We start from the raw sequence: 22263 nt of genomic DNA on the forward strand, positions 1-22263 counted from the left end.
GCTCTATTTTCCCGAAAAGGTTACAAAGGTTACAATAAAAGTTACATTTTTCTATTGTTCCTTTATGGGTACATTTTAAAATTTCCTCTTTAGATATCAACTCCTTAAAGAACACTTTCTCTATAGATAAAAAATAAAGATGAAGCGCTCTCTAAATCGCTCTTGGAAATTTATAAGCCTAAAGCGTTTTTTACTAATAGCTAATCGCATAGAGTCTAATATCGTTAACAGTATTAGCCGGAGCATAAGAGACTCCTGTGGTACTATCCGTAAAAGCCCACAGATACAATCTCATAGTCGCATTTGTATTGTTTTCAATATCTCCCACAAAACCACTCATTATAAGAGGACTATTAGCACCGGAATATTGTTTTGAAGTGACTACTTGTCCTGAAGAAGAAGCATTTATAAATACGGTATTCGAAGTACTAAGCCCCAAGAATAAACCGGGCTGACTTGCACTTGTTATAACAAATTGAACCAAGCAATTAACAATACATGCCGATTGTGATGGTATATCAATATAAGAACTAGTTAGCACCCATTGTGTATTAGAAACAGTAATAGTCTCTGCCACAACAAAACCTTTTATTAAGGATCCCACCGGAGATTTCCAAATTGCGACTCCTTGTGTATTACCAGATGTCAATACCAAACCTTCAGCTTGCGTAGTATCATCTATTCTTATCGCTCCACCGGTTAGACTTTTAATATGCAGCTTTTCGTTCGGAGAGATTAGCCCCACTCCTAAATCTCCAGTACCTGTCACAACAACATCATCAGTTGTATTATTACCAACAACAGTATTCCCTAATGCATCGATATGAAAAAGCCGTTGAGGTGCATCTGTATTAATTCCTATCTGAGAATAGGAAAGAGTTACAGCTAATAATCCCAATAATATAAAAATAAATTTCATCATCATTCTAATTTCTAAAAAACATAAACTTTTCGGAATAAGGTCTCATACCTATTTATTGACTTTCAAGCATAAAAGCAACAGTCTTTTATCACATAAAAACACGTCATCAAACACTTTCTGTTACTTTAAAAGATTATTAATTAACGATTGCATAAAGTTTAATATCATTAACCGTATTAGCCGGAGCATATCTAACTGTACCTACAGGTTGATCCGACCTGGCCCATAAATACAAAGTCATATTGCTATTTGAAGTATTTTTAATATCTGTCACGAAACCATTACAAATAAGAAAGGAACCAGCCATAGAATATTGCCTGTTAAATATCACTTGAGCAGCAGGAGAAGCATTCAAAAATGCAGTATTTGAAGTACTAAATCCCAAAAACAAACCGGATTGACTAATGTTTGCTAGAGAGAACTGAGCCATACAAGCAATAACACAAGAAACTTGGGGCGGGATTATAATATAAGACTTAGTTAATGACCAAGTTGAAGGAGCAGGTATATTCTCTGCAAATACAACACCATTAACAAGGCTACCTTTGGCTACCTCCCATCGACCAACACCCTGTGCATCGGAAGTTAAGACACGACCTAACCCCTCTGTGCCATCTTCTATTCTTATAGCTCCAGCTGTTGAGCTTTTAATATGTAATTTTGTCGACGGAGAAAGAGTCCCCACTCCTACATTTCCATTATTTAAGACAATCACATCATCACTCCCATTATTTGCCCCTACAGTATCCCCGAGAGGATCAATATGGAATACTCCTTGAGGATTAGTTATATTTACCCCAACTTGGGCTTGTAAGAAGTTACAAACACAAATTCCCATCAGTAATAAAATTTTCATTTTCATTGTTGTTTTATTTAGAGTTATTGTTTTTTGAGAAAAGTAAAAAACACATTGGAGTGCAATCACTGCACCCCGATGTGTATGCTAGTTGGTCTACAGACAAAGCATTACATTGATATATATTTGAACGACAACAAATAGGGAACAATTCAAATTGACTTGTCCTAGCGAACCAACTTATTTTAAAATTGGTATAAAAAATCAGATAATCTGTAAATGTGAAGATTAGCAGATATGCCAACGCAACAAAAGACTGAAACGCCCACGAATCGCGTGAAATAGAATTAGATCTCGTATAAAAAACGAGCCTAAGAACTTGTATCAAATCACCTTTCTGGAAGAGGACAGTAAGATCATAGGATATGGATACAACAAAACACGAAGCATAAAAAAACACTCCGTTATTTTGACACAATAGAAATTTTTGATTATTTGTTACGCTAGATGCGTCTCTCTCTCTCTCTCTCTCTCTCTCTCTCTCTAATATTTCACACAAGAAAGCCAAACCTAAAACGTTAAATTTTAGATTATTTTCTATGCTTATATGTGTAAAATTATCAATCATAAAATATACATTCAGATAGCTAACAAGAACTTGCCAACAGTGCAAATGTAAGACTTTTTTCTAAATTAACAAATCTAGCATTTGCACTCTGCTGTCTTTTTGGGTTAATATATAAATCTGAAATTAGGTCTGATTACAAAACCCAATCTGAATCTTTGTCGAAACTGATCGTAATCCAGTAAATTTTCGCCATAGCCATTATAAAATTCAAAGAACAGGTATTGATTCTCTTTCTTAAATAATCGGTACGAAGCATTAACCGTCAAATTGGCATTAAACAATCCGGGGCGGCTGTTCACTATCACACTGATATTATACTTATCCCGTTGATTATAACTGAGTGCGCATGTCCCCCAACCTTTATAGCGAACAATATTGCTATTATTCTCACCATCAACTATAGGAATCCACAACTTAGCAAAATAACTCCAGTGCCTGTTTATCTTAAATTGTCCCGAAAAGCTTACCTTATTCCAGCTGCGCGAATCATCACCATCTTTCCCATTCGATTCATGCTCCAATTGCACCGATATATCTCCCAGATAGCGGTTATTATGCACCAAAGGTTTACCAAGCCCTACTGTTGGGTTAAAATTTATATCCCTGAAAGGAAATGATTCCTGAAAAACATCCCACATAGCCAGCTGGGTATAGGTCAGAAACAGGTATGTTTTGAAAGGCAAAACACTATTCGTCAAACGCTGAATTATACTTATCTGGAATTTTGCATCCGAGTTATACCTATCCGGTTTATGAAACAAGTCTGTACCTACAGCGATATAATTATCTTTATAAATTCCGAATGATGGCGTATCATCAAACACCTTGATAATACTATCTGCAACTAATTCCGGATCCGGTCTGAAAACCTTATCCAACACCTCTTCGGTTTTAGCCTCAAAGCGTGAATGCTTTACCGAATCTTTTTCAACCGGAATATTCTCTTGGCTATAAACAGACAAGCAAACAAACAAAGTGAGCAAAGTTAAAAACAATACATTTAACGAACTTCGTTTCATAACAATCGGAATAAAATGGCTTAATTAATACTGTATTTTATATTAAGTAATAGAAAGTATCTTTAATATACTTTTAATTTATAACACTCTTTGGCTGTTTCACTTACCAAAGCATAAACAGGTCAAAGACCTTAGTTCTTAATAAGTTCCTTTAGCACTTCATATGCTATCGGACATGTTGCGGTGTTTTTTACAGTAAGTTTGTAAATCTGGCTAAATTTTTTCCTGTCAGTATGAGGATATTCTCTACATGCTTTGGGACGCGATTCATAAATAGAGCAATAGTTATCAGCCATAAGAAAAGGACATGGCATCGTTTTAAAAACATAATCACCATCCTCATCAATCCTTAAATAAAGAGTAACAACCTCCGACGGCTTCAACCTCAAAGCTTTTGCCATTTTCTCGATATCCTTGTCGTAAATAGCAGGACCCAAAGTTTTACAGCAGGCTGCACACTCAAGGCAATTTATTTCGGAAGAAAACCTTTCGTGCAAATCATGCACTATCGAGTCCATCTTCTCCAAACGTTTTCTGTGTTTTTTATGAAACAACAGAAACTCAGATTTATTTTTTTCGGCAATAACCGATAATGACTTATACTTATCAGATCTCTCTTTCATCAAAGCGAGTTAATTCTCCGGCCAATGGCACACGCATTCTTACAATAATCTCTTCTCTCGAATATTTATGTCCCAAGAGGTACATCAGTTTAGTGACGGTAGCTTCTACAGTGGCATCATATCCACTGATAACTCCGGCTCTAAGCAATTCTCTTCCGGTTTCATAGCGTTGCATTTCAACACAACCCATTTCGCACTGAGTTATATTTACAATAATCAGTCCACGTTTTACCGCATCCTGCAAAGCCTCGATAAACCACTCATAACGGGGAGCATTACCTGACCCGTAAGTCTCCAGAACAATAGCCTTTACACCCTCAGCATTAAGTATAGCATCGACAGTTTTGCGCTGAATACCCGGAAAAAGTTTAAAGATAATAATTTCCGAGTCCATCAGATAATGAAAACGAACCTTTTTCTCGTAATCGGGCTTAAGAATTTTAGCCATGTCATAACGAATATGAATACCCGACTTTCCGAGGATAGGATAATTATATGACGCAAATGCATTGAAGTTATCGGCATTCACTTTTGTAGACCTGTTGCCCCTCAACAAATAATTCTGGAAGAAAATACAAACTTCCGGTATTATAGGATTACCAATAGAATCTTTATCGGCTGCGATTTCCATAGCCGTAATAAGGTTTTCTTTTGCATCGGTTCGTAATTTACCAATAGGCAGCTGTGCTCCAGTAAACACAACCGGCTTTTGCAGATTCTCAATCATAAAACTAAGAGCCGAAGCCGAATATGCCATCGTATCGGTTCCATGAAGAATCACAAAACCATCGTGATCAACATAGTTCTGCTCTATTATTTTCACTAGTTTTTTCCAATGGGCGGGAGATACATCAGAAGAGTCTATAGCAGGATCAAAGACAATGGTTTCGATTCGAAACCTGAACCTCTGCAACTCGGGCATGTGACTTGTCAGGTGACTAAAATCGAAAACCTCAAGTGCACCGGTTTGGTTATTTTCTACCATACCGATAGTTCCTCCGGTATAAATCAACAGTATATTAGCATTGTAATCAATCATGCAACTATAACCTTATTTGATGAGGCTTACAAAAATAGCATAAATAAGCCAAACCAAACAATCAAAATGTCAAAAAAAACGGAACTTTCGCCTATATCAAAAAGCAAAACGACATTTTAACACTTACATCCTCGACATAAAGCCATTAAAATAACATTCAACAATAACTATCAGGAAACATAAGAGCAGTTATATATACGAGATATAAAAAAACAGGGAAGGATATACACAACCAATACAGGGGCTCTTCCTATAGAAAAAGCCCTTGTACGACATATTGATCTTGTTTATTTTATAATCCGAATACTAAGCCTTGCGCCTTCTATACAATAGAAAGGACGCGTACATAGCTGCAACGACAGCGACAGGTAATACGGCATCACCAACCGGTGATCCTACCCAGCCACCGCCACCCCAGCCATCTCCACCGGGGTTAAGACCATCATCTCCATTTCCTGAACCATTGCCAAGTGTAGGAGCAGAAGCTCCGATATCATTAACCGCTATGTTTTCGTTATAGTATACTTCAGACGGTAATAAGTCTTCTGCTTGTAATGAATGAGCGTTGTTTACAAGTAGAAAAACTAAAACCAAAGATGTGATGTATAATTTCATCTTGCTAAGAATTTAGTTGCATACGATCTGTTACCTGTTACTTTTACGATATATGCACCTACTGCAAATCCATCATTGAATTTGACTGTAGTGCCATCGACTTTCTGCTGTTTTAGCAAGCGTCCTTGTATATCGTAGACAGAAACCAGACTTCCATAATCAGAATCATTGAAACCTGAAACAGTCAGCGTGTTATTTGCGTAATGTGCTGTAATACTTGTATCATCCGGATTCACAATACCTTCATCCCCGATTCCTCCGGCAGGATATATAAAACGTAGTGTAAAACGATCTGCATTATCTTTCGGAGAAGAGGTTGTTGTATAAGTTGCACCTTCCGATAATTTGGTTTTTTTTCCGGTTTTGTTATCATCCAGCCAAATTTCCGAAATACGGTCTTTTGTATAATTCCTAAACGAGCGTATCGTAATCTGATGCTCCGTCAAGGATGGCTTCAAATACAGCGTTGTAGAGGTAGTTGACGAATTCAAATCAATAGACAGAAATCTTGTTTCCAAAGCATTACCATCAGAATCCTGAGTATACAAAGAACTCATCCCTGAGGTTTTTGGCGTAGTTCCTTCAGATGTAACAGCCCTTGTTTTACCATCTTCATTGGAACTAACATCTGTAGTCAATTTCGCTATATTTTGATAACCAGACTTATTGATTTCCGAAAAAGTACGTAATACAACTGCAGCCCTGTCCATTGTACCCTTATCCAAATCCTCCACCTGCAATAAGAAATCATCTGATTCGTATTTCTTTACACCTTCCGAACGCAAAAATAAAGCATTATCATCTATTTTTCTCTGACTTGCAGGAATAACAATATTTTTCCCTACTCCTCCAGTATTTGCATATACGACAAACATTTGCATAGGAGCAATCAAAGCTTTACTATTCGCACCATCAGGCACATCTCCCGAACCATCATCATAATCGGCAACTCCTGTCGCTCCTATATGAGAAATCAATCGATATTTATAATGAGCAACCACCCATTTATTCCCAGGATTATTAACTTGCCCACCCGACCAAACATCATATGTACCAGATGCTACAGATGCAGGATCCATCACCCAAACACGGTTTGCAATCTCTCCTACAGGAGTGGTAGCACTACCAGTAGCAGGTGTAAATCCTGGAGCGACCTTCCACTCAGAGTCTTCAGATGGAGTAGCAGCCGTATTAATAAAAACTAATCGACTCACATCCAACGGACAGGTAAACGGGTTAGACAAATAGTTAAAACCTTTCACTAAAGTTCTGCTAACATTTCCAGAGTTTAAAACCTCAGCAATATAAGCATCATTACTTGGGTCTGAGGGTTTAACATTCACACCATCATTATTACTAGGTTTATCAACTGCATTAGACGTTGTATATGCCTGCTTTACCTGATAAAGATTATTGCGATTATTACCATAAGCAAAACGATTAAACTTATAACCATTTTTTGAACGTGTAGCAAAATTCAATGCATACCCATTTGCGGGATCTCTGTAGAACGGATGAATATCATTATACACAGCTCCATTCTGACCTCTTAAATCTATACCAACAACAAAACCTCTCCCTGCATCCAAAACAGTTGTAGGGTCTGTTGTAGTATTACCATCTTCATTAAATATATTATTACCAGAAGGTAAAAACAAGAAATTCCACATAAAATAGTCCGCTCGGATTTTCTTAAACGGACTACCCATACCTACAATCGGATCACCATGATATCGTTGATTCTCACTCGTTGGAAGTTCATTTAATGCAAGATTCACCTGTACGCCCGGATATCCATCCAAAGCCCTCGCCTGTCCTTCAGATGTAGCAAACTCCTGACTATGAGTTCCTCTTACTAACAAATGCGCTAAAACCGAAGAACTATTATCATTATGAATTGTAGAACCACCGGGTAATTTATCCCCCCCAGCCAGATTTAATTTACGAGAATCAAGTATCAAGCGACCTTTTACAGGCGTTATATTATAAGCACTCGCTCCAACCTCTGGATTGATAGTCACATGTTTATCGTTCTCTATTACTATATCAGGAAAATAAATAACGCTATTAGACTTCAACTTAAAGTTCATCTTATTGAAATCCACACCACCGGCAGCGCTTGCCTGCCATACATTTTGGTGAGAAGTTCCTTTAAAATGAAGAGACGAACGATTAGCTGCAGTTCCATAACCAGTATAATCATTCACATTAAAAACATGACCTTGAGTTGTTCCCGTCCCATCAAGCTCTCCATAATTATATAGATTACCGGTGAGAACGATCTTTGCCTTTGTTAATAGAATAGAGCCTGTACCCTTCGTTGGACTAGCTTCCGACCGCAAGTCACCGCCAATATACAATGCCGTATTTTGATTATTTGTAGTAACGACCGACATCGTACCCTTATTATACAAATAAGTTTGACCTGTGAGAGCCAGAGGTACAAAGCCTATCCCGAGTAATAGAAATAATTTTCCCTTCATTATTGTGTTGATTTCAGTCAGACAAAGCAATTCCTGCTCTATCACAACGAGTTACATGTATAAATTCCGATACAGAAAGCTATATTCCATTCAGCTTTCAACACACAAAGATACACATTTGATTAATATTTGCTAACAATTCAAAACACAGCCTCAACAAATTAACTTAAATTAACCATAATTGAATACTTTATTTTAACACGACCGATTTAGAAAGGCTTTGTTGTTGTTAACAATTTATCTTTTGATGCTAACCTCTGCATCCACTAAAGGGGGTTGGCATTCCGGTAAGGGCAGGTACAGTTAGTTATTCCCCAACACAAAAAATAAGAGAGACATAAGCGAATATGCCTCTCCTTAAATTATAGATACAAAACTTTAGAACCAGAACAACTTAGTTAATTAATATAAGAATTCGAATTTTATATTTTTTGCTGCTGCCTGTGCTATTAGATCGGCAGAGACTTTGGATTGAAGGGACTTGTGGAGGTTGACAGTCCAAATGGCTCTACTATTTGTAGGCTTATCTATTAGATATTGTAGGCTAGATACTTCAAAGACAGAGCTAGTGATATCAAGATCCGGATTCTCACAATATGGAAATTTTAAAAATGTACCCTGTCCAAATCCATCCATTTTAAAATTTTCCAGATTATTTGCATAATAAAACATTGAGTGAAAATATTTACCTTTTGAGGTATCAAGTATCGGAACTTCTTTTAATTTACGACAATTAAAAAACACAGAGGTGAAATCAACAATATTAGAAGTATTAAATTTAGGAGCTTTTCTTAACTCAGCTGAGGTTGAACGGCCATTTACATCCATCGCATAAAACATATCAGTTGCATTAGTCAACTGCTCACCGTCAATCACATCCGACAATTCTTCCATCAAAGTCCCTTTTGGCGATATGCGTAATTGCGTCTTCTCAGCACTTGCCCAAACAAAATACCCTGCATCTACCCATGCGGTTTGTATGGTGTTGCCTTCTTTCGTTGGATAAAGTGTAGCAATGAACTCTTTGTCGCCGTCAGACAAATTACCATCCCAATCGAAGCCGATACGCACAAGAGCATTTTCAGACGTTTCCACAAAATTGAAAGTTACACCTGCGTACTGCTCCCATTCCTAAGCATAGTTTTTGATCTGGTCGATCACCGCCGGATCATCGGGACTGTTCAAAAACTTAACTGTGATCACCGGATCCTGAGCCCATAACTTCATACGGTCGGCAGCCGATCGGAGCGAAACCGAATCAGACAGCTGCTTTACTCCATACCAATGTGCAGTTTTGCTTTGTTTTGTGTCGGATGAGCCACGCTCATAATAATCGTCGTTACTACATCCCGTGATAAGGATAGTCAATAAAGAAATGAAAAATAAAGAAATTTTTGCCATAAGAGTGTTGTCTTAGATTGTTGTTAAGATTCTAAAGTTTGTCGAGCGAAGAAAAATGTTTTTAACATACGGTACAAATCGAGGCTGCAGCCAAAAAATCCTTTTTTATTGATATATTTGTATGCAGGGGTTTCAGTGCTATATAAATAACAGAAAGGATTTAATGACATATTTTAAAGCGATAACCTGCTATTACTATTATGTTTGCAAAGTCAATAAATAGGTCTGAGACCTTAATCCATAATTATCAAAAAAAAAAAAATGAAAAGCCAGCAATTAAGATTATTTATCCGGAACTACATCTCGGAACAGAATGACAGCAAATCTAATACTGTTGAGCGTTTTATGAATCGTTACGCGAAAGAATTCGGTGTTGATATATCTTATCTCGAAACCAGTACGCTGCATATACAACTAAATGAAGAAGATATTACACCTATCGAAAAAAAAGAAATTACTTTCGATATACTTCTCTTGGGTATCTCGCAGGGTTATCTTAATAATAAGACAATCGATACATACAGCGAAAACCCCGACTCTCCCGTAAAACTGAAGTTCACGGCAAAACAAATAATTATAGGTATCCTCGTTGTTGTAATAAGTAGTATACTACTCGGAATCATCGCCATTTACACCTAAGACCTCAGACCTATTTATTACTTAAAACATTCGATTAGTCCGAAGAAAGACGTACCTTTGCATACTACAAAATACGAAATATCATGTTATATACATTTTCCGATATATTAGATAAAATCAACGAAGAAGTTAAGAATCTCAAGTTCGAGCAGAAGCCCTACTCGTTGTTCGAGCCGATAGAATATATCCTCGAAATCGGAGGAAAACGAGTCCGCCCAGTGCTTGCAACAATGGCATACAACCTGTACAAATCGGATATCGAAAAGTCAATACCCATCGCTTTGGCGATTGAAATATTCCACAATTTTACGCTCCTTCACGACGACTTGATGGACAAAGCCGACAAACGACGGGGAAAACCAACGGTACATATCAAGTGGAGCGATAACACTGCTGTACTTTCGGGAGACGCCATGCTGATAGAATCTTACCGAGAGATTGCCAAATCACCATCGGAACATCTGCCTGAAATATTACATTTGTTCTCCAATACAGCTACTGAAATCTGCTGTGGTCAACAGCTCGACATGGAGTTTGAGAAAAGAATGAATGTCACAGAAGATGAATACATTGAAATGATCAGGCTAAAAACAGCCGTCCTTCTCGGATGTTCGCTTAAGTGCGGAGCTATTGCAGCGGGAGCTTCTCAAAAAGATGCAGACGCGTTGTACAGTTTCGGAATAAATATAGGTCTGGCTTTTCAGCTGATGGACGATCTTTTGGATGTATATGGCAATCCTGAAACTTTCGGTAAACGAATCGGAGGGGATATTCTTTGCAACAAGAAAACATACTTGCAGATTACTACGCTGAAACACCCCGAAACGTCGGACGAAATGCACGCATGGATAAATAAAGAGGAGTATAACGAAGAAGAAAAAATCAGAGCTGTGACACAATTATATAATAAGCTCAATCTGAAAAAGCTTTCGGAAGAAATGATAGAATCATATTATCAGAAGGGCATCAACGACCTGAATCAGGTACAAGTAGATGAGAACCGGAAAGCAGAATTAAAAAAACTAGCGGAAAACCTTTTAACTAGAAAATCTTAAAAAGGGAATGATCATAGATACCCATTCGCATATATTCGATGAAACTTTCTCGAATGATATTGATGATGTTATTCTTAGGGCAAAGCAAGCCGGAGTTGCAGCTATTTTATTACCGAATATTGATACCGAATCGATAAAAGAGGTAAACTCTCTGGCTGAAAGACATAAAGGCTACTGTCTTCCGATGATGGGACTGCATCCGACCAGTGTCACAAAAGACTGGAAAAAAGATCTGAATATTATCAAAGAGCAATTTTCGAGGCATCAATACATTGCTGTAGGTGAAATAGGAATTGACTTATATTGGGATACATCCCTGGCTGAAGAACAAAAGTCAGCATTCGAAGAGCAACTCCGATGGAGTATCGAGTACAATCTGCCTGTATCTATTCATTGCCGGAATGCGGTAATGGAATCTGTTGAATGTATAAAAAAAGTAGGGGCAGATAAGCTGAAGGGCTCTTTCCATAGTTTCGGTGGCAACAGTGAAGAACTCCAAGCTGTTCTGGATCTAAAGAATTTTTATATCGGAATAAACGGAACAGTCACTTACAAAAATTCGACTTTACCAACGGTTTTACAAGATGCTGATCTCAGTCGCATTATCGTTGAAACAGATGCACCTTACCTTCCACCCGTTCCATATAGAGGAAAGCGTAATGAACCGTCATATACCAGTTACATCGTTGATAAACTGTGTGATATTTATAACACCAGTAAAGATGATATCGAAAGTACGACCAGTAATAATGCAAAAAAACTGTTCGGGATTAATATCCAATAAGGTCTGAGTAATACATACAAGACTATTAATCCTTTTATGCAAATTTTATTACGATTGGTATTTCCGCCCCCTGCTTGCCAAATCGAAAAATCCTGCTAACTTTGCATCCTCAAACAGTTTAAGCACAATTGGAGAGGTGCTCGAGTGGTTGAAGAGGTACGCCTGGAAAGCGTATATACCCCTAAAGGGTATCGAGAGTTCGAATCTCTTCCATCCACCTGTAAACCAACAACTTACCATCAAGCATTTATCTTAGTATTAAGAGTAATTTTAGCCAATGTGCATACATTTGTGCATACAATTTTTAGTAGTAGTTTATACTGATTAATATTCTATTATTTTTTTCTTCAATTTCGACTAAATAGGATAAATTTCAAAGAAGGTAAATCTATTATTTCAAGAAGAATATACCCTCCCCTATTCTTCATCAATTCAAACTAGCTTTTTCTTCTTCTAATCTCCAAAATATATCCTTTGATGTAGTTACTGCCCCTAAATAAAGAAATATACCTGTTAAATCATGTCCTTCGCTAAATAGAATATCACAAGTTGCAAACACATATTCATCATTCATTAAAAGAGTAACATATTTGACTTCCCAATTCACTAAATTTATTCTCTCAAGGGTTTCACTTCTTCGTTCTGGGTCAACGTTTCCGATATGATACCTTATAATAGCATAGTTAGGATCATCTTTAAAAAGATCAATCATAACAGTATCTCCTTCTATTTTAAAGTATATTATCTCTCTATTCTCGCCTGTCTCTAAAGCTGGTTTATAACCTTCTTCTGCTAAAATATTTAAAAGTTCTTCCGTTAATTTCATATCTTCTTTTTCTTCGGTTATTTTTAATAATTCTTTGTTATATGCTTGATCACAGGCTTCTTTATCTGCTGACTGATAAATGACAACCGATACAGCTATAATAATTACGACTATTATTAATACGAATACAATCATTCCTTTTATTTTCAATTAATTGTTCATTATACTTTAAACTTCTATTAAGTGGGATAAAATTTAAAGAGGGCATATAAATCTATTATTTCAAGAAAAATATACCCTCTATTATATTATCACTCTTTAATCAATCTTCTCTTCTTTCCTCTGTTCCGTCTCATCAGTTTGCGAATTTCGGTTGTTGCTTCGTGCATCGAAACTGTAAGAGTAGATAACTTCCGAATATCATTTTCATCTGAAATAACTGCTTCTGAAAATATAAGAACGTAAAAGTCCATGATTCCAATTTTAATATCAGCATAGCTCATATCACAGTTTAATTTATTGATCTCCCATAATGCTTTGGTTCTATTCCTCTTATTTAGCTTCAACACATCACAAGTAAAAATCTGAACGACCTGTCCACCTTTAAATGGATAAACCAGATAGAATGATATTCCTTCAAAATCGAAATATGCTCCTTTGTCACTAATGATAACAGGCATATTCCGATCTTTCAGATAATTAATGCAGGATTCTAAAATATCCATACTAAAATCAAAACTATAGCAATAGTTATCATAACAGAGCCTAAGATTGTTGCTGTATGAAAATTTTTCGCCATTCCTTCTTTAATACTCCCATACCCTCCAACCAAAAGGAATAAGAGTAAACCGATCATCCATATCATAATGCTAATTGAGTTTGACCATCAAAGATTATTCTATAATAGAAAGTATCCTCATGTTTTATTATCCGATCTTTACTGATATACATCAGAACATTAATTGTAGGAAGATAATAATAGTAATAAAGAAAGGTCAAATCTCCATCTTGATGTTTAATCTGCCCTCTATTCTCACACTTCCAATTTTTAGTCTGCCCATTTCTTTTCACTGACAGATTTCCCAACATAAAGTTTAAATATGCTTCACATTTATGGACATTGCCTTCTTCATCAAAAATATATTTAACAGCATAACTAATTTTAGGATTATTCTGTGCTTGAATATATCCTACAAATAAGAACATGATCAACAAAATGAGAGTCTTTTTCATTTTAATTCTTCATAAATGATTTTGTAAAGTTCTCAACAAAGCTTTTATCTGCTTCAACCATGATGTAACCAATATGCAATATATTCGATTTTATTTCGAGGAATATAATATCCCCTCCTGCTTGCTTCCAAATATTATGATAGTCCTCAATTGGTCGCATTACTACATTAAATGTATCTCCAGATTTATTTTTGCAGACCATTTCCAGACCTAAATCGGTATTATTGAGACTAAGAACATCCAAGTCCCAAGGCAAAGCATTCTGTTCTATAACTCGGACTCTTGAAACCTTCGAGTTTTTAAATCCAATATGTATAAGAGATTTATAATCTATTCGATTAACCTCTCGTCCATCCTTAATAAATACTTTATAAATAGATTTCCCCAACATATTTCTGTCTGGTTTAGGCTGTTCTAATTGAGGAATCTGTGCTGAATGAACTGTATTTTGAGATTTAACAGAAAAAGTACTTGTACAAAGTATCAATATAGTTGTAATTAAAATTTTATTCATATTCTTTCTTTTATTTGTTATTCATTAAAAATTATATGCCCGCCCTACTCCATTATAGAAGATATTGATCATTCCATGTTTTTTGAATATATCTTTTATAGGCTTGGATATTCTTATAGTACAAGGAAATGATAATTCTTTTCCTATCAAGTCTAATTTATCCGAATCTCTTTGATAAAACTCTCCCATATTATCCATATAATCATATACTTCTTTCACGGTTACCATACCTGTATACTCAAACCAGTCTCCATCTTTTTTAACGTACCGATCAGCCATTATTTTAGTTTGATAATTAGATGGATGATCCGAACGGTTATAAATAAGTAGAGTAAAAGAGTCTCCAATATAATTCACATTGCCTGTCAGTTGATATTCGGTTTTCCATGTCCCCCAATATCCTCCTTTATATAATGAAGAGGAAATGTAGTTATCTGTCCCTGTCAAGTTCAATGAAGAACAACTGCTAAGAGTGAAACCTAGCAATAGAAGAGTAATAATTCGAAATAAAGATTGAATTTTCATGATTATAATTTAATATTAAAATAGGTATAGTAACCATTACTATATATTTTGACTGTAGTATCTGCTGATATTATTTTTCCAGTTTTATTCTGATAGAAAGTTAAATCTCCACCAGAATAACTATATCCAGAATTATTAGAACCTGTATGGACACTTTCCCCTTCTCCAAAACTGATCGCAATAGCTCTATCATTATGGATTTTCACATTTAGAGCATAGGTTGACTTTGTCTCAGTACTCGGATTGTAATAAGTAACTTCTGCATCATACCATCCGTTTTCAAGTACAGTATTTGTTCTGCTGTAATTAAATTCGGGTAATGGTATTTGTTCTTTTAATAATGGATTAGAATAAATTTCCAGACTCGGATAAGAAGTGCTATAACTCTGATTACTGTTATTGGAGGGATTAACAGGAGTATAGTTAAATTCTGGCAAACTCAATTGCGAATATGCAGAAAAGGAACAAGCACTGAGAAAAAGTGCTAAGATGAGTTTTCTCATTAAATATAAATGTTTTGTGTTCTCTTCTGTTCCCAATGAAGAGGTTAATAATAAAAAAACGTGGGAACTTATTAACTCATCCATTTAGAGGTATCGCCAAACACCCACACCACAGACGAGTAACAAGTCCCACGCCATTTATTATAAATACTATCGCTAGTATATATGCAAATTGACGTAGAAAGCTTATTACCGCTATCCTCGTGGTGTTGAAAAATTGGCGATTTTCTAAATGAGGATAATTCGTTTTCTTGCTTTCCAAGTAAAATGTACTTCCATCTATCAACACTTTGACGGATTGGAATTAGCACAAATTTAGTTGAAAACCATGTAGCTACAAAATATTATAATTGTAAGATTTGATGGACACTGATATTTGTTCTTTTAAAGGTAAAACTGATGCTGTCTTAATAATTCCGATTGAATACAGAGTTCGTTCCATCATCGAAATAATAATCTCCCATGAATAAGTCTTTAGCAAACTTCTCATAATCAAAATAAGTCTGCATAAAATCAGATAGATCATAACAATTCTCAATAAACTGTTCTGCATAAGAAACTTCACTATCGTATTTCCCTGCATAACAATCCCTAAATTTGCTAAGTAGATAACCTAGGTCTTCGTCCTCTAAAGAATAGCTTGTAAAGTCCAAGAATGCCATAAAAGCATCAAAGTTATCCATCTGATCTGCTTGTTCAATCAACTCAAAGACTGTTTCACTTATCCATGATTCACTAATCAAGCTTTTAGGTAATCCTTCCCAATCTTGAAACATAAACTCAGGGTCTTCTTCGTCCTTATGCAACTCTTTGCAAGCTTCATAAAACTTATCTTTATCCGAATAGTCACTGAGAGTAAGCCACTTTCCGAATAAACTTCCTTCATTGTACTTTCTGTAAGTACCGACATAAATCTTTGCTTCTAATAAATCATCTGCATCCATCCTTCCTATAATTATAGACAGTTAATAAAAAAAGAAAACCTATCAGCAGTTAAACTGACAGGCTTTCTAATTCCCTTTTGTTGTTGGATGAAATTGTCTTCTAATACAAATCTGAATCAGCAGATTATTTGCTTTAATCTTGATTGGGATTCTCTTATAAAAGCTACTTCGAACAGTTTTTCATAAAAGCAATCGTATCAATTTTTGCAAGGCTTTTCGGCTGTACTTCTTCGCATAAAAAATCATTCTTCCAAGGCTTAAAACGGGGGGCTTGACTGAGTTACCCTGCCTACGATCACTTAAAGTACCGATTATATCATCTATTGACCTTACAAGAAAGAAAAAAGGGGAGTTTGACTAACTCACCTACCTTTCAGCTTTTATTTCATCAATAAAAATTATAATTTTCTATAACTGTAATTCTTCTAAAATATTTATATCTTTAAACATGAAATCATAAACAGTCAAAACTACTAATATAACAATCTATGAGAAAGAATCTCTTAACCTTATTTATTCTATTATTTAGCATCTATATCTACTCTCAAAATGAAAATCCATTCAAGCAATTTGGATACGATGTATTGGTTGCGAGCTCATCTAAGGGTGAGTTTAATGAGTTTCACGACCAAACTGATATTGTTGAGATTGGATCTGTATTATTTAACACTAAGGCTCATGAAATAGTCAAAATTTTAGACAAAGACGAAACAACTATTAATATTTCTTCAGCTACTGCTGCAATGTCGATAGATCCATTATGTGAAAAGTATTATTGGATTTCGCCATATGCTTATGTGGCTAATAATCCTTTGAAATACATTGATCCTGATGGTAGAGATATTTTAATTTATTATAGGGAAGGACAGAAGTTGATGGGATGGTCTTTTACTGGGAGTAATGCAAAAAATGCACCCAATAATAAATATGTACAATCTGTTATATCAGCCTATAATTACAATACAAATAATGGAGGTGGTGAAAATTTAGCTAAGGCTGCAACATCAGAGGTCGTAACAGTTAAAGTATTTGAAACTAAAGAGCTAAAAAATGAAAGAGGCACTCTGATGAATGGAAAGAAAGCTGAATCAGTTGTGAAATGGAATCCCAATGTTGGTATTGAAACTACTGATGGAAAAACAATGTCTCCTGCTACAATGCTAGAACATGAAGTGGCTCATGAATTTAGCTACCAAGATGATACTGCCGCTCATAGAGATAGGCAAAAATCTGATGATCCAAAATATGATAATAAAGAAGAGAAGAGAGTAATAATGGGGACAGAAGCGACAACAGCAAGAGCGAATAAAGAGGTTCCTAAGAACTATACGAGACCAAATCATGGAGGAAAAAGAATAATTACTCCCAATCCAATATCTAACAAAAAAATTCAATATGCAAATTAAGATAAGAAAAAAAGATTATCTACTAATAAGCATGTTATGTTTATTAATGAGTTGTGGGTGTCAAACAAATGGATCAGACATTAAATCTATACATGTAGTGTATTACAATTATTTATTTGAAAGTCCAATACAAATAGGCTGCGAAGAAATAAGAAAAACAGCGATTCCAAACTTTGAAAAGATATTCGTATACAGCCCTACTGATCCATCAATAATTATTGATACTATAATAAACTATGAAGCTGTATTAGACACAATAATTAAAGACCAAATTATATTGGCTAATATAGAGAAACAGTTGACTTTATTACGGTCTAAGACAACAACAAATAATGATATTGATGCACGTATTACAACAATAATTAAATATAAAAATGGAAAAGAGGACAAGCTCTGTATTGGAGGATATTTGGGTGATGTAATTTCTTTTAATGGAAAAATACAACAACCCAATAGAGAACTCCTATATCTTATAAAAAGTAGTATTGGATATTACAATTGGATACCAAGAAAGGAGATATCATATATGGATGAATTGAATGATTCTACTTTTATGCGAGATCAGGTTGGTTGTCTTGAGGATAATCCCTTATTTAATTAATCACATATTATATTTTCACTTATCATGATGAAAAAAGTCCTGAAAAATTGAGACTTAAATAATGAAAAAAGCATTTGTAATAATTATAGTCAACACTTTATTCCCCTGTTTCACTAGAGCTTATAATGCACCATTAGATACGATCAAGCAATCTATGGTAGATTTTTTAATTAAGACTGAAAACATTACAAAAGATTATAGTATTGATGATTTCTGTAATTGCTTAATATTGGAAATAAAGTCAAAAAAACAAATAGATGAAAATTCTAAAGGTATCTTTTTGTTTTCCACACTTTCATCTTTTGAATATACGCATTTAATTCTCATCGATGAAGACTCTTTTTATATAATTAACATGAGAGATCTATTTGATAAAGCTCTTCAGCAACTACTTCTTTTCTTTAAGAAAAACGCTGAATACACAAGGTCTGATATCATTTATTACTTACAAGAAATGATAAAAATTTATAATAAGAATCTGGTGAAAGGACTAAATCATATTATTGTTCCTTCGAGTTAAAGCAATAAAATATGAGATTTAATAAACTATTATTTATATTTATTATTTTAATAATGCTGTTAGGCTGTAAATACGAGAATCAAAAGTCTACGCATAAAGTAACAATATCTCAAGATTCAGATTCTTGTGATTGTGAAATAACATCTATTAATTCCTTATACTATAATTACTTTTTTAATACTGCAAGAGCTAAAAATTGGGATGATTTGGTATTAAATATACCTGATTTCAAGAAGAATAGTCATGGTATTTTGGATGCCAGGATTACTAATTGCAATACTCTAAAGGAAATAGATAAAGAACTAAAGACTCTAAAAGCGAGTGATCAATTAGGAGATGCAGATATACGTATTATTTTTACTGTAAATTATAAAAATAGAGAGGATATAACTTTATGTATTGGTGGCTATTTTGCAAGTGATATAGTAAATAAGGAACGAGTAGGATTAACTTCGGAGAATACAAATAGATTGATTTATTTAATAAAAAACAACATTGGTTATTATACATGGTTTGACGACAATGATTATAAATACATGGATGAACTTAAAGACACCACATTCGTTAAAGAACCTTTTATTGAAAGGCCATATTATAAACTATATAAAGAAAACAACTATTTCAAAAAAAGGAGACTAACTTGAACAAGCCTCAACTTTAATTTGATCAATATAATTTTTTATAACTTTAAACATGAAAGCATAAACAGTCAAAACTACTAATATAACAATCTATGAGAAAGAATCTCTTAACCTTATTTATTCTATTATTTAGCACCTATATCTACTCCCAAAATGAAAATCCATTCAAGCAATTTGGATACGATGTATTGGTTGCGAGCTCATCTAAGGGTGAGTTTAATGAGTTTCACGACCAAACTGATGTTGTTGAGATTGGATCAGTCTTGTTTAATACTAAGACTCATGAAATAGTCAAAATCTTAGACAAAGACGAAACAACTATTAATATTTCTTCAGCTACTGCTGCAATGTCGATAGATCCATTATGTGAAAAGTATTATTGGATTTCGCCATATGCTTATTGTGCAAACAATCCGATTAGGTTTATTGACCCTAATGGAAAAGAATTTACTGAAGCTGCATGGAAAGAAGTAAATAGGTTACTTGATGACATAAATAAAAGACAGAAGAATAATGCAACGAGTATAGCGGAAAAACAATCAAAAATTGACGCAGGGGGATTATCAGAAAAAAAAATTGCAAAACTACAAAAACAAATTGCAAATCTCAACAATAACAGTTCTGAGCTAGAGTCTGTTAGAGGAGAAGTGGCTACTTTAGCTACTTCAAGTCAAATGTATGACATAAAAAATAATACTTCAATGAATATTGGGGGAGCTATCCCAGGAATGGGGGAAGTTAGAAGTGGAGCAGCATTTAACTTTAGTAATGGAAACTTTGAAATAGCCCTAGGAGATCGAAGTCTAAATATGCTTGCACATGAACTAAAACACGCTTATCAATTTGAGACAGGAGCCTATAGTTCTGGATATAGACGTGATGGTACTCCCTTTTATGATAAAACAGATGAAACTGCCGCATATACAAGAGGGGTATTATTTGGAGGATCAAGAATCACATCATTGCCATCTCTTTATGACAACTTACAAGCAGATCCTATGGATGTTACAAAACTGCATCCTGCAATATTGAACTCTCCTAAACAACTGCAAAAGTTAGCTGATAGAACTAACTCTTCATTTAGGGTGAATGGAGTTACTTATATAATGCAAGGAGGACGGTAGTATGAGACGATTATTTTATTTGTTTATGTTGTTGTTATTTATGTGTTGCACAAGCCCAAAGAATACATTATCACCTTTCATTGCCATTTATAAAAGTAGTTCAAATGAAAATATTCCTCCTACATATATATTATTGAGGACACAGCCTAAAGTTTTCGAAGTATATTCGCCCGTTATTCATTCGGGCACTTTTGGAGAATGGCGTATTCAAAATGATACACTGTTGTTATCTCCCAAATCTGAATTTTTAAGTAGAAATTCTACTATAAGATTTTCAAAGATTACTCCTATGGATACGAGTGTATCGACTATTCCACAGCAATATTTAATTAAAAATGATTGTCTGATTGATATAACTGACTATAATTCCATCTTACCCAGCTCTTTGAACAGTCAGGCGTTTAGGGCAAAATTCTATCGAGTAAACAATCAATAAGACATTTTAAAGATATAATGAAATATATAATATCTGCTATTGGACTATTTTACATACACCTAGCAATAAGTGCTAACTCTTTAGATAGTATATATCAAAAAGCTTTCTTAGATAGCAATACTATGTTATCAGGGAATGATAGCTTAAACTTAAAAAAAGCAGTGTTTTCAGTAGAAAATGCTTATTTTGAAAACCAATTAGATGAAGGTTCTTTCGATAACGTAATAAGTGCCTATACTCTATTATGTAAATCGATAATAGCTTCTGGCAATATTTCTTATACCGAAAAAGATAAAAGTGAAGCAGATGCTCAATGTGCAACTTTTGCATTCATGACAGACTCCCTCCCCATACAGATAGAAAATGAAATAATTTATCATATACCATTCCAATATAATCACGAAGACTTTGCAGGGCAAAAACAGTGGTCAAGTACATTTGTATCAACTCTGATGCAGAAACAAAAGGGCAATTGTCATTCACTACCCTACCTCTACAAAATAATAATGGATGAACTAGGCTATGAATCCCATTTAGCACTTGCTCCCAATCATATGTACATCAAAGCCAATAACAAAAAGGTAGGCTGGTACAATATTGAACTGACTTGTGGTGATTTTCCTACCGATGCTTGGTATGCTGCATCTGGCTATATTCACACCGATGCCATTCGTAACGGAATTTATATGCGTGCTCTATCCGATAAAGAAGCTGTTGCTATGACTTTAGTCGATTTGGCACAAGGCTACCAAGCTAAATTTGGCATTGAAGACGGTAGCTTTATAATTAAATGTTGTGATACCTCATTAGAGCATTTTCCAAACTATATAAATGCCATGTTGCTGAAAGCTGAAATACTGACCGAACTATATAAAGAGTCTAAAGATGAAAAACTATTTTCTCAAATGACAGAACTTTATACCAACATTCATAATCTGGGATACCGTAAGATGCCACAACAAATGTATTCGAACTGGCTTAACTCTTTAAATACAGAAGATAAGAATCAAGGTATTAAGGCAATACTTAACCCTCGAACTAAATGA

Annotated in this window: 25 protein-coding genes and 1 tRNA gene; 10 read left to right on the forward strand and 16 right to left on the reverse strand. The window is 34.8% G+C overall.

Features of this window, described 5'->3' with window-relative positions:
* Positions 1 to 193 precede the first annotated feature (193 nt).
* The 9 genes from AABJ51_RS10600 to AABJ51_RS10640 form a co-directional block, all read right to left on the reverse strand.
* On the reverse strand, positions 194 to 925 hold the full coding sequence (locus tag AABJ51_RS10600; RefSeq protein WP_338372504.1) for a hypothetical protein: 732 nt from the start codon (positions 923 to 925) through the stop codon (positions 194 to 196).
* 133 nt (positions 926 to 1058) lie between these two features.
* Complete coding sequence (locus AABJ51_RS10605) at positions 1059 to 1784, reverse strand: hypothetical protein (protein WP_338372505.1); 726 nt, start codon at positions 1782 to 1784, stop codon at positions 1059 to 1061.
* Between the two features lie 666 nt (positions 1785 to 2450).
* Positions 2451 to 3365, reverse strand: coding sequence for a phospholipase A (locus AABJ51_RS10610; protein WP_051290669.1), 915 nt, complete (start codon positions 3363 to 3365; stop codon positions 2451 to 2453).
* A gap of 131 nt (positions 3366 to 3496) precedes the next feature.
* Positions 3497 to 3988 (reverse strand): YkgJ family cysteine cluster protein, encoded by a 492-nt coding sequence (locus AABJ51_RS10615; RefSeq protein WP_026626136.1) that lies wholly within the window; start codon positions 3986 to 3988, stop codon positions 3497 to 3499.
* Positions 3972 to 5027 (reverse strand): asparaginase, encoded by a 1056-nt coding sequence (locus tag AABJ51_RS10620; RefSeq protein WP_026626135.1) that lies wholly within the window; start codon positions 5025 to 5027, stop codon positions 3972 to 3974. The genes AABJ51_RS10615 and AABJ51_RS10620 overlap by 17 nt, the downstream gene beginning before the upstream one ends.
* A gap of 306 nt (positions 5028 to 5333) precedes the next feature.
* A complete protein-coding gene (locus tag AABJ51_RS10625; protein ID WP_338372506.1) occupies positions 5334 to 5642 on the reverse strand; it encodes a hypothetical protein in 309 nt (102 codons plus the stop codon).
* Positions 5639 to 8125: a T9SS type A sorting domain-containing protein gene (locus AABJ51_RS10630; protein WP_338372507.1), complete on the reverse strand. Its 2487-nt coding sequence runs from the start codon at positions 8123 to 8125 to the stop codon at positions 5639 to 5641. The genes AABJ51_RS10625 and AABJ51_RS10630 overlap by 4 nt, the downstream gene beginning before the upstream one ends.
* Positions 8126 to 8527: 402 nt before the next feature.
* The gene (locus AABJ51_RS10635; RefSeq protein ID WP_338372508.1) at positions 8528 to 9220 is read right to left on the reverse strand and encodes a hypothetical protein; all 693 of its coding nucleotides are present in this window, start codon (positions 9218 to 9220) and stop codon (positions 8528 to 8530) included.
* Positions 9221 to 9256: 36 nt separating this feature from the next.
* Entirely contained in the window at positions 9257 to 9526 is a 270-nt protein-coding gene (locus AABJ51_RS10640) for a hypothetical protein (RefSeq protein ID WP_338372509.1), read from the reverse strand.
* A 261-nt stretch (positions 9527 to 9787) separates the two neighbouring features.
* Here AABJ51_RS10640 and AABJ51_RS10645 point away from each other — a divergent pair, with 261 nt between their 5' ends.
* The 4 genes from AABJ51_RS10645 to AABJ51_RS10660 all read left to right on the forward strand — a co-directional run bounded on the left by AABJ51_RS10645 (position 9788) and on the right by AABJ51_RS10660 (position 12221).
* Complete coding sequence (locus tag AABJ51_RS10645; RefSeq protein ID WP_338372510.1) at positions 9788 to 10165, forward strand: hypothetical protein; 378 nt, start codon at positions 9788 to 9790, stop codon at positions 10163 to 10165.
* A gap of 83 nt (positions 10166 to 10248) precedes the next feature.
* On the forward strand, positions 10249 to 11220 hold the full coding sequence (locus AABJ51_RS10650; RefSeq protein WP_338372511.1) for a polyprenyl synthetase family protein: 972 nt from the start codon (positions 10249 to 10251) through the stop codon (positions 11218 to 11220).
* A 7-nt stretch (positions 11221 to 11227) separates the two neighbouring features.
* Positions 11228 to 12004, forward strand: coding sequence for a TatD family hydrolase (locus AABJ51_RS10655; protein ID WP_338372512.1), 777 nt, complete (start codon positions 11228 to 11230; stop codon positions 12002 to 12004).
* A 130-nt stretch (positions 12005 to 12134) separates the two neighbouring features.
* A tRNA-Ser gene (locus tag AABJ51_RS10660) sits at positions 12135 to 12221 on the forward strand.
* 210 nt (positions 12222 to 12431) lie between these two features.
* On the opposite strand, the gene AABJ51_RS10665 is transcribed toward AABJ51_RS10660, so the two are convergent.
* From AABJ51_RS10665 to AABJ51_RS10695, 7 genes are all read right to left on the reverse strand, one after another.
* Positions 12432 to 12980, reverse strand: a complete 549-nt coding sequence (locus tag AABJ51_RS10665; RefSeq protein WP_338372513.1) for a hypothetical protein — start codon at positions 12978 to 12980, stop codon at positions 12432 to 12434.
* Positions 12981 to 13081: 101 nt separating this feature from the next.
* Positions 13082 to 13495 (reverse strand): hypothetical protein, encoded by a 414-nt coding sequence (locus AABJ51_RS10670; protein WP_338372514.1) that lies wholly within the window; start codon positions 13493 to 13495, stop codon positions 13082 to 13084.
* A 136-nt stretch (positions 13496 to 13631) separates the two neighbouring features.
* Complete coding sequence (locus tag AABJ51_RS10675) at positions 13632 to 14003, reverse strand: hypothetical protein (RefSeq protein ID WP_338372515.1); 372 nt, start codon at positions 14001 to 14003, stop codon at positions 13632 to 13634.
* Between the two features lies 1 nt (position 14004).
* Entirely contained in the window at positions 14005 to 14517 is a 513-nt protein-coding gene (locus AABJ51_RS10680) for a hypothetical protein (protein WP_338372516.1), read from the reverse strand.
* A 24-nt stretch (positions 14518 to 14541) separates the two neighbouring features.
* Positions 14542 to 15042, reverse strand: a complete 501-nt coding sequence (locus AABJ51_RS10685; protein WP_338372517.1) for a hypothetical protein — start codon at positions 15040 to 15042, stop codon at positions 14542 to 14544.
* Positions 15043 to 15044: 2 nt separating this feature from the next.
* On the reverse strand, positions 15045 to 15629 hold the full coding sequence (locus tag AABJ51_RS10690) for a hypothetical protein (RefSeq protein ID WP_338372518.1): 585 nt from the start codon (positions 15627 to 15629) through the stop codon (positions 15045 to 15047).
* A gap of 323 nt (positions 15630 to 15952) precedes the next feature.
* A complete protein-coding gene (locus AABJ51_RS10695; RefSeq protein ID WP_338372519.1) occupies positions 15953 to 16489 on the reverse strand; it encodes an antirestriction protein ArdA in 537 nt (178 codons plus the stop codon).
* A 488-nt stretch (positions 16490 to 16977) separates the two neighbouring features.
* Between AABJ51_RS10695 and AABJ51_RS10700 the strand changes: the two genes are divergently transcribed.
* The 6 genes from AABJ51_RS10700 (at position 16978) to AABJ51_RS10725 (ending at position 22263) form a co-directional block, all read left to right on the forward strand.
* Positions 16978 to 17895, forward strand: coding sequence for a M91 family zinc metallopeptidase (locus tag AABJ51_RS10700; RefSeq protein ID WP_338372520.1), 918 nt, complete (start codon positions 16978 to 16980; stop codon positions 17893 to 17895).
* Entirely contained in the window at positions 17885 to 18496 is a 612-nt protein-coding gene (locus AABJ51_RS10705; RefSeq protein WP_338372521.1) for a hypothetical protein, read from the forward strand. The genes AABJ51_RS10700 and AABJ51_RS10705 overlap by 11 nt, the downstream gene beginning before the upstream one ends.
* Positions 18497 to 18557: 61 nt before the next feature.
* Entirely contained in the window at positions 18558 to 19016 is a 459-nt protein-coding gene (locus AABJ51_RS10710; RefSeq protein WP_338372522.1) for a hypothetical protein, read from the forward strand.
* 11 nt (positions 19017 to 19027) lie between these two features.
* On the forward strand, positions 19028 to 19660 hold the full coding sequence (locus AABJ51_RS10715) for a hypothetical protein (RefSeq protein WP_338372523.1): 633 nt from the start codon (positions 19028 to 19030) through the stop codon (positions 19658 to 19660).
* A gap of 89 nt (positions 19661 to 19749) precedes the next feature.
* Positions 19750 to 20781 (forward strand): hypothetical protein, encoded by a 1032-nt coding sequence (locus AABJ51_RS10720; protein ID WP_338372524.1) that lies wholly within the window; start codon positions 19750 to 19752, stop codon positions 20779 to 20781.
* A 597-nt stretch (positions 20782 to 21378) separates the two neighbouring features.
* Positions 21379 to 22263, forward strand: coding sequence for a hypothetical protein (locus AABJ51_RS10725; protein ID WP_338372525.1), 885 nt, complete (start codon positions 21379 to 21381; stop codon positions 22261 to 22263).

Origin of the sequence: Indolivaga capnocytophagoides (assembly GCF_036511535.1) — a bacterium.
Classification (GTDB): Bacteria; Bacteroidota; Bacteroidia; order Bacteroidales; family Dysgonomonadaceae; genus Dysgonomonas_A; species Dysgonomonas_A capnocytophagoides.

Coding starts and splice junctions, on each gene's coding strand:
- AABJ51_RS10600 (WP_338372504.1), bottom strand. CDS start 925: ATGATGATGAAATTTATTTTTATATTATTGGGATTATTAGCTGTAACT.
- AABJ51_RS10605 (WP_338372505.1), bottom strand. CDS start 1,784: ATGAAAATGAAAATTTTATTACTGATGGGAATTTGTGTTTGTAACTTC.
- AABJ51_RS10610 (WP_051290669.1), bottom strand. CDS start 3,365: ATGAAACGAAGTTCGTTAAATGTATTGTTTTTAACTTTGCTCACTTTG.
- AABJ51_RS10615 (WP_026626136.1), bottom strand. CDS start 3,988: ATGAAAGAGAGATCTGATAAGTATAAGTCATTATCGGTTATTGCCGAA.
- AABJ51_RS10620 (WP_026626135.1), bottom strand. CDS start 5,027: ATGATTGATTACAATGCTAATATACTGTTGATTTATACCGGAGGAACT.
- AABJ51_RS10625 (WP_338372506.1), bottom strand. CDS start 5,642: ATGAAATTATACATCACATCTTTGGTTTTAGTTTTTCTACTTGTAAAC.
- AABJ51_RS10630 (WP_338372507.1), bottom strand. CDS start 8,125: ATGAAGGGAAAATTATTTCTATTACTCGGGATAGGCTTTGTACCTCTG.
- AABJ51_RS10640 (WP_338372509.1), bottom strand. CDS start 9,526: ATGGCAAAAATTTCTTTATTTTTCATTTCTTTATTGACTATCCTTATC.
- AABJ51_RS10645 (WP_338372510.1), top strand. CDS start 9,788: ATGAAAAGCCAGCAATTAAGATTATTTATCCGGAACTACATCTCGGAA.
- AABJ51_RS10650 (WP_338372511.1), top strand. CDS start 10,249: ATGTTATATACATTTTCCGATATATTAGATAAAATCAACGAAGAAGTT.
- AABJ51_RS10655 (WP_338372512.1), top strand. CDS start 11,228: ATGATCATAGATACCCATTCGCATATATTCGATGAAACTTTCTCGAAT.
- AABJ51_RS10670 (WP_338372514.1), bottom strand. CDS start 13,495: ATGGATATTTTAGAATCCTGCATTAATTATCTGAAAGATCGGAATATG.
- AABJ51_RS10675 (WP_338372515.1), bottom strand. CDS start 14,003: ATGAAAAAGACTCTCATTTTGTTGATCATGTTCTTATTTGTAGGATAT.
- AABJ51_RS10680 (WP_338372516.1), bottom strand. CDS start 14,517: ATGAATAAAATTTTAATTACAACTATATTGATACTTTGTACAAGTACT.
- AABJ51_RS10685 (WP_338372517.1), bottom strand. CDS start 15,042: ATGAAAATTCAATCTTTATTTCGAATTATTACTCTTCTATTGCTAGGT.
- AABJ51_RS10690 (WP_338372518.1), bottom strand. CDS start 15,629: ATGGATGAGTTAATAAGTTCCCACGTTTTTTTATTATTAACCTCTTCA.
- AABJ51_RS10695 (WP_338372519.1), bottom strand. CDS start 16,489: ATGGATGCAGATGATTTATTAGAAGCAAAGATTTATGTCGGTACTTAC.
- AABJ51_RS10700 (WP_338372520.1), top strand. CDS start 16,978: ATGAGAAAGAATCTCTTAACCTTATTTATTCTATTATTTAGCATCTAT.
- AABJ51_RS10705 (WP_338372521.1), top strand. CDS start 17,885: ATGCAAATTAAGATAAGAAAAAAAGATTATCTACTAATAAGCATGTTA.
- AABJ51_RS10710 (WP_338372522.1), top strand. CDS start 18,558: ATGAAAAAAGCATTTGTAATAATTATAGTCAACACTTTATTCCCCTGT.
- AABJ51_RS10715 (WP_338372523.1), top strand. CDS start 19,028: ATGAGATTTAATAAACTATTATTTATATTTATTATTTTAATAATGCTG.
- AABJ51_RS10720 (WP_338372524.1), top strand. CDS start 19,750: ATGAGAAAGAATCTCTTAACCTTATTTATTCTATTATTTAGCACCTAT.